This window comes from Moorena sp. SIO3I6, from assembly GCF_010672095.1.
Map to the genome: position 1 here is coordinate 1 of NZ_JAAHHU010001223.1, position 1,533 is coordinate 1,533.

Annotated in this window: 2 protein-coding genes; both read right to left on the bottom strand. The window is 38.1% G+C overall.

The window, feature by feature from the left end; all coding sequences use genetic code 11:
• The coding region (locus F6K49_RS47905) for a hypothetical protein (RefSeq protein ID WP_293109634.1) at positions 1–771 on the bottom strand (771 nt) is incomplete at its 3' end.
• 96 nt (positions 772–867) lie between these two features.
• The coding region (locus F6K49_RS47910) for a hypothetical protein (RefSeq protein ID WP_293109636.1) at positions 868–1,533 on the bottom strand (666 nt) is incomplete at its 5' end.

Here is a 1,533-nt window from a genome sequence, read left to right on the forward strand (position 1 = left end):
TTCGAGAGTATCAGGAATTGCAGCAGCGTTTTCGGTGACGGTGGCTCGTAACCAATGTAAACCACTGGGTAATAAGTTATGCTGACTGGTGGCTTTGTCTGGAATACTCAAGCGGATAATCCCCGAATCGACTAACCCATTGGTACTATCGGAAAGCATTTCTGTATCTTGAAATTTCTGCCAAGAATTACCACTCAAGTAACTCCAGTGAATCTGTGGCGGAATTAGTTCCCCATTACCACTGCCCGGTATCATTTGGAAGAGGATGGAAATGTTTTGGGGTGGTTGCAGATTACGGATACCAATGTATAAAGTGCCTTGTTCTTGATAGTTCGGTAAGAGATAATATTGGTTGTCTTGATTGAGAGTTTGGATATCGGCATAGCCAAAGGGATTAAGTTGGAAGATTTTACTAGGTTCCTGCTCGCTTTGGGAGGCTTGCAAGTCAATCTCTTCTGAGGCGGTATAGTCGAGGGAGATGGCTTTAACTTGCGGGGTGTAAGGGGGATAAACCGTCAGGGATTTGATTTTTATATCCTTTCCATCTTTATCTTTTACTTTGGTTCCATCTTTATCTTTTACAACGTCTTTATCCGTTGCAGAAGTCACCTTATTTAATACTATCGGATATAAATCATGGGCAAATGCAAAATCTGGGCTTGCTAATTCCAGTATGAAATACCGATTTTGCTCAAAAGGATCATCTGTATCTATATCTATAAGGGAATTAGATGATGAATCATCTTGTAGATTGGAGTTGTGATAACTCAAAGAAGTATTTTTTTTAAAAATAGTTTTTTCTTCTTGGTTTTCTCCGGTACCGGTAATTGTAATTGTTTTTTCTGTAAATATTTCTTTGTCATTTTTTTAAAAATCCACCCTGCTTCGGTTATTAAAAAGCTTCAAACTGGCTTTAAAGCTGTTATTAGTAATTGCATCCGTAATTACCCCAGTACTTGAATATGCCTCATAATGGGTGGCAAAGTCTTTAGGAAGTCCCATCCACTCCATATTAATGGCAAGACTATCTAATTTTTTGGTGCTAATTTCTCGATTAGCGAAGTAAAACCCCGAACCTACTTTAGGATTATTGCCAAAGGGTTGAAAAGGAATTTTGGGATTTAGTACTGAGTTATCATTCCGCAGTTGGACATCTTGACTATTTTCTACTTTAACTTGTATCTTTACTTTTTCTAAGCGTACCGATTTAAATTGATCGTAATATAGTTTTTCCTGGGTATTTTCTGCTGATGATATTTCTTTCAACAGAATTTTTACCACTGGATAGGGAGTGTCCAGGAAAAAAGTTGACTCATCTGGTTTGGGTGGCAAAATAGCAGGTAGGGTGGGATCGAGGGTTAACTGAAACTGTAAACTGTTGAGGTAAATAGCAGAATTACGATAGAGGTTAATCTGGTCAGTACTAACAGCCTCTTGAGGAAAATTACCGATACCAATTTGCTGTATATTAGCTTCTTTATCCCTGACTAATCCTATAATCTTGAATATCTTGCCGTCATTCCAAACCAGAAG